The following is a 2,743-nucleotide window of genomic DNA, read 5'->3' on the forward strand; positions in this document are numbered from 1 at the left end:
GCGGTGGACGTACGGGAGGTGCGGGGAGTCGGGGTGTGCACCGACGGGGTCGCGCGGCTCGTCGACTGGTACGGGTGGAGCTGGTCCGACGTGGTGGGCGCGCTGTCTCGCGAAGGGCCGGGCGCGGTGATCGGGGCCGTGCGGAGGCTCGAGGTGACGCGTGGGCCGGTGCAGGGGAAGCGGCACGACGACGCCTCCGTGGCATGGGGGCGGGTGAGGGCCGCTTCGGGCTGACCGCACCCGGACAGACCGGCGTGTATCACGCGTTGTTCCCGCTGCTCTGCCATGAAGGGGAGGCGGCGGAGGGAGTGCGGCATGTTCGTCGGCAGGACGGCGGAGGTCGCCCTGCTGCGCGCCGAGCTGCGTGCGGCGGGTGTGGGTTGCGCCAGAAGGGTCGCGATCGAGGGGCCTGAGGGGATCGGCAAGACCGCCCTCGTCCACCACACGCTCGGCGGGGAGGCGGGCGTGCGGGTGCTGGCCGCCAGCGGGGAGGAGAGCGAGCGGCGGCTCGCCCTCGGCGTGCTGCGGCAACTCGCGGACGAGGCCGTGCGGGGGGCCGCGCCCGGGAGCGCCGGCCCCGAGGGCTCGGGACGGGCCGGTCTGGACGGTCTTGCCGCAGATCTGGAGGGTTTCGCGACGGCGGGGCTGAAGGCGACGGGGCAGGACCCGTGCGCGGCTGGGCAGGTGATCTGCGACGTCATCGAGGCCTTGCAGGCGCACGGGCCGGTCGTGGTGCTGATCGACGACGCCCAATGGGCGGACCGGCCCTCGCTGCACGCCCTCGGGTACGTGCTGCGGCGGCTGCGGGCGGTGCGCGTGCTCGTGCTGGTCGCCGTCCGCGACCTCGCCGACCCGTGGCTGCCCGACGGGCTCCGGCGCCTGCTGTCGGGCGACGACACCCTGCACATCCCGCTCGCCGGCCTGACCGCCGCCCACCTGGCCGAGCTGTCCTTCACGTCGCCGCCGGGCCAGGGGAGCCGGCCGCTGCCCGGGCTCAGCGAGGAGGCGGCCGAGCGGCTGCGCCGGCACACGCTCGGCAGCCCGCTGCACGCCCGCGCCCTGCTGGCGACGGTGCCCCGGCCCGTTCTCGAGGACGCCTCCGTACGGCTGCCGGCCCCCGGCACCTATCGGCGCTCCTTCACCCGCCGCCTGGACGGCTGCACCCGAGCGGCCAGGCAGCTCGTCGAGGCCTGTGCCGTCCTCGGAGGAGGATGCCCGCTGCACGTGGCCGCGATCGTCGCCGGCGGGCTCGCCGACCCGCTGAACGCCCTGGAGCAGGCCGTCGCTGCCGGCCTGCTCGAGGAGCAGCCGGGCCGTCTGATCGGCTTCCCCGAGCCGCTCGCCCGGGCCGCCGCCTACGACGGGCTGGGCCCGGGCACCAGGGCCCGCCTCCACCTGGCGGCGGCCGCGCTCGCCGGTGACACCGGTACGGCGCTGCGCCACCGGGCGGCCGCGGCGGGCGGACCTGACGACATGCTCGCCGAAGAACTGGCCGGTTACGCGGCCAAGGCCACGCAACACGGGCAATGGCAGGAAGCCGCCGGCCATCTGGAGCTGGCCGCCGACCTCATCGACGCCGCGCGCGCCCCGGCCCGCCGCGACGAGCTGCGTACGGCCGCGCTGGAGCACGTCCTCATCGGGGGCGACGTGCTCCACGCGGCGCGGCTCGCCGGCGCGCCGGCCGCACGCGGCACCGTCTCCGAATCTTGGCGCGGCGCCGATCACGACGGGGGCGACAAGGCGCCGGCGCGCTGGTACGTGCTGGGCCGGCTCGCGCTCGTCTCCGGCCGTTTCGAGGAGGCGTCGGAGTTGCTGACCGAGGCGTGGCGACACCGGGAGCCCGGTCTGGCCGCCGACGTGGCGGAGCAGGTGGCCTGGCTGCACCTGGTGACGGGGGACCGCGCGGGCGCGGTGCGCTGGGCGCGCCTGGCGATCGAGCAGCCCATCCAGGGCGCGATCGCCAGGCCGTACGACGTGCTGGCGCTGGGCGGGGCACCGTGCGCCGACGCGCCGCCCGGCAGTCTCGCGGCGGCCGTCGTACACCTGGAACGGGACGTGCCGGAGCAGGCGTGCGCCGTGCTCAAGCAGCTCGCGGCCAGTGGGCTCCCGCACCACCGGCTGCTGGCCACCGCGCTGCTGGCGGCGGCCGAGCACGCGTGCGCCCGGTGGGACGCCGCCGCCGCCCGGGCCGAGCGCGCGCTGGCCGAGGCGTCGGCGCTCGGCCAACGATGGCTGCTGCCCTGCCTGGAGGCGGTGTGCGTGGCGCCGCTCGTGGCTCGCGGCGAGCACGAGCGGGCGCTCGCGCACGCCACCGCCGCCATGACCACCGCCCGCCGCATGCGCCACGCCCTGGGGGAGACCCAGGCGGGCCGCGCGCTGGCGCTGCTCGGCATCGAGGACACGACGACAGGAGACACGATGACAGGAGGCACGACGACAGGAGGCACGGCGACAGGAACGGGGGAGACGCCGTCCGGGACGGGCGACCCGTCCGCCGCTGGCCTGTCCGCCTCCGGCCTGTCCGCCTCCGGCCTGTCCGCCTCCGGCCTGTCCGTCCTCGACCCGTTCGTGCCCGACGCGTGGCCGCGCAGGATCGAGACGCTGATCGCCGAGGGCAGGCTGGCCGAGGCCGAGCGTGGGCTCGCCGTCTTCGGCGAGATCAGCGCGGCCCGGTTGCCCGACGGGCCGCCCGATCCCGCCGCCGCCTCCAGGCCCAACGCGGCGGGTGGGGTCGGTGCGGGGC

1 protein-coding gene and 1 pseudogene are annotated in these 2,743 nt (G+C 77.0%); both read left to right on the forward strand.

The features are described from left to right. A pseudogene (locus tag ETD86_RS56520) lies at positions 1-234 on the forward strand (protein phosphatase 2C domain-containing protein); the annotation flags it as partial. 81 nt (positions 235-315) lie between these two features. Continuing rightward, positions 316-2,743: AAA family ATPase (locus tag ETD86_RS53735; RefSeq protein WP_170223807.1), on the forward strand; the 2,428-nt coding region annotated here is incomplete at its 3' end.

Origin of the sequence: Nonomuraea turkmeniaca, from assembly GCF_005889735.1 — a bacterium.
GTDB classification, from domain to species: Bacteria; Actinomycetota; Actinomycetes; order Streptosporangiales; family Streptosporangiaceae; genus Nonomuraea; species Nonomuraea turkmeniaca.